The organism is Actinomyces culturomici (assembly GCF_900499005.1).
GTDB lineage: Bacteria > Actinomycetota > Actinomycetes > Actinomycetales > Actinomycetaceae > Pauljensenia > Pauljensenia culturomici.
On record NZ_LS991320.1, the window covers coordinates 1 to 2,741 of the forward strand.

Annotated in this window: 1 protein-coding gene and 1 pseudogene; both read right to left on the reverse strand. The window is 68.2% G+C overall.

What is annotated here, in order from left to right; all coding sequences use genetic code 11:
* Window positions 1-261: 261 nt before the first annotated feature.
* Window positions 262-1,461: an acetate/propionate family kinase gene (locus DY157_RS11075; protein ID WP_115728708.1), complete on the reverse strand. Its 1,200-nt coding sequence runs from the start codon at window positions 1,459-1,461 to the stop codon at window positions 262-264.
* Between the two features lie 161 nt (window positions 1,462-1,622).
* Window positions 1,623-2,741: pseudogene (gene pta, locus DY157_RS11080) on the reverse strand (phosphate acetyltransferase); the annotation flags it as partial.

Consider the following 2,741-nt stretch of genomic DNA (forward strand, 5'->3'; position numbering starts at 1 on the left):
ACCTGCCTAACCGGCACACCCTCAATCAGCAGATCCAACACCTGGCGGCGAACCGCCTCAGAACAACGAAAACCCACAGCAACCACCCCACACACTCAAGGCGTTGCACTCACCACCTGAAACCGCCCATCACCTTCTCCCCTGGAAATGGAGCGCGCCCCGGCCTCGTCGATGAAGAGCGAGGAGCAGAAGGAAAGACGAGCGCGCAGACGCCGAGGGGCGGCCCGGAACGCGTCCGGACCGCCCCTCGGGACGCGCGACTCAGACCAGCGTGAGCGCCTGGCGGGCGATGGCGAGCTCCTCGTTCGTCGGGTAGACGAGGAGCGTCACCTTCGAATCGGGCGTCGAGATGACGCGCGGCTCGTGGATGCGTCCGTCGTTCGCCTCGAGGTCGATCTTCACGCCGAAGGGAGCGAGCGCCTCAGCGAGCTCGCGGCGGACGTCCCAGTCGTTCTCGCCGATACCGGCGGTGAAGGTGATGACGTCGAGGCCGCCGAGCTCGGCGGTGTAGGAACCGACGTACTTGAGGAGGCGCTGAATGTAGACGTCCATCGCGAGGCGGGCCTTCGCCTGCGCCTCCGGGTCGGCGTCGGAGTAGATGAGCTCCCACACGGAGCGCATGTCGGACTCGCCCGTGAGTCCCTTCATGCCGGACTCCTTGTTGAAGAGGTGGTCGATCTCGTCGATCGACATGCCGCCCTGGCGGGCGAGGTGGAAGACGACGGCCGGGTCGATGTCGCCGGTGCGGGTGCCCATCATGAGGCCCTCGAGCGGGGTGAGACCCATCGAGGTGTCGATCGGCTTGCCGTCGCGGACCGCGGAGACGGACGCGCCGTTGCCGAGGTGCATGACGATCTGCTTGAGATCGTCGCGGCCGAGGAACTTCGCGACCTCCTGGGAGACGTACTGGTGCGAGGTGCCGTGCGCGCCATAGCGGCGGACCGAGTACTTCTCCGCCACTTCGGCGTTGAGGGCGTAGGTCGCGGCCTTGTCGGGGAGCTGCTGGAAGAACGCGGTGTCGAAGACGACGACGTGGGGGATGTCGTGCATGAGGTCGCGGGCGACGTCGATGCCCTTGAGGTGCGCGGGGTTGTGGAGGGGCGCGAGCGGGCAGAGGTCCTCGATGAGGTCGCGGACCTCGTCGGTGACGAGCGCGGGGCCGTCGAAGTACTTGCCGCCCTGAACGATGCGGTGGCCGACGGCGACGACGCCGGCCTCGGCGAGGGCGGGGCCCTTGACGTCGAAGAGGGAGAGGATCTCGCGCATGCCATACTCGTGGTCCGGAATCGGGATCTCGCGGATGGTCTCGTCGCCCTTGTACGAGTGCTTGATCCTGCCGACCGGGTCGCCGATGCGCTCGACGAGGCCCTTGGCGATGGCGTCGCCGGACGCGGGATCGACGAGCTGGTACTTGATCGACGAGGAGCCGGAGTTGATGACGAGGACGGTCTTGGGTGCCACGTGTGCGCCTTTCGGGTGGAGGTGGTGCTCGCGGGGAGCGTCGGTGAGCGGAAGTGATGCTTTCGGCGGAGGAAAGTGATGCTTTCGGCGGGGGAAGGTGATGCTCTCGCGGGGACGAGGGCGGGTTCGGGGGCGGCGCCGGCGCCGCCCCCGAACGAGCCTCAGCCCTGGGCCTGGACGGCGGTGAGGGCGACCGTGTTGACGATGTCCTCGACGAGCGCGCCGCGCGAGAGGTCGTTGACCGGCTTGTTGAGGCCCTGGAGGACCGGGCCGACCGCGACCGCGCCGGAGGAGCGCTGGACGGCCTTGTAGCCGATGTTGCCCGCCTCGAGCGAGGGGAAGACGAAGACGTTCGCCTTGCCCGCGACCGGGGAGCCAGGGAGCTTCTTCGAAGCGACGGCCGCGTCGACGGCCGCGTCGAACTGGATCGGGCCCTCGATCGCGAGCTCGGGCGCCTTCTCGCGGGCGATGCGGGTCGCCTCGGCGACCGCGTCGACGTCGGGGCCGGAGCCGGAGGTCCCCGTCGAGTAGGAGAGCATCGCGACCTTGGGGTCGACGCCGAACTGGGCGGCGGTCCTCGCGGACGTGATCGCGATGTCGGCGAGCTGCTCGGGGGTCGGGTTGGGGTTGACGGCGCAGTCGCCGAAGGCCCAGACGCGGTCCTTCATCAGCATGAGGAAGATCGAGGAGACGATCGAGACGCCGGGTGCGGTCTTGATGATCTGGAAGGAGGGGACGATCGTGTGGGCGGTCGTGTGGGCCGCGCCCGACACCATGCCGTCGGCGTCGCCCATGTGGACCATCATCGTGCCGAAGTAGGAGACGTCCTTCACCTTGTCGCGCGCCTGCTCGAGGGTGACGCCCTTCTTCGCGCGCAGGCGCGCGAATTCGGCGGCGTACTTCTCCGAGAGCTCGGGGTCGTCGACGGAGACGACGGTGGCGGCGGACAGGTCGATGCCGAGCTCGCCGGAGCGGGCGGCGACGGCGGAGGCGTCGCCGACGAGCGTGATGTCGGCGATGCCGCGGGCGAGGACCTCGGCCGCGGCGAGGAGGACGCGGTCGTCCTCGGGCTCGGGCATGACGATGCGCTTGCGGTCGGCGCGGGCGCGGTCGATGAGGTCGGCCTGGAAGGCGAGGGGGGTGACGGCCCCGTCTCTTTTACACAACTGACGCTGCCGAAGAAAAGAGGGGGGGAGGGTCTCGGGGGGGGGCGAAGCTTTAAAAAAAAAATAAATGAAGCGGAGACGCAAGCGATTGACGAGCTATAGATAGTACGAGCG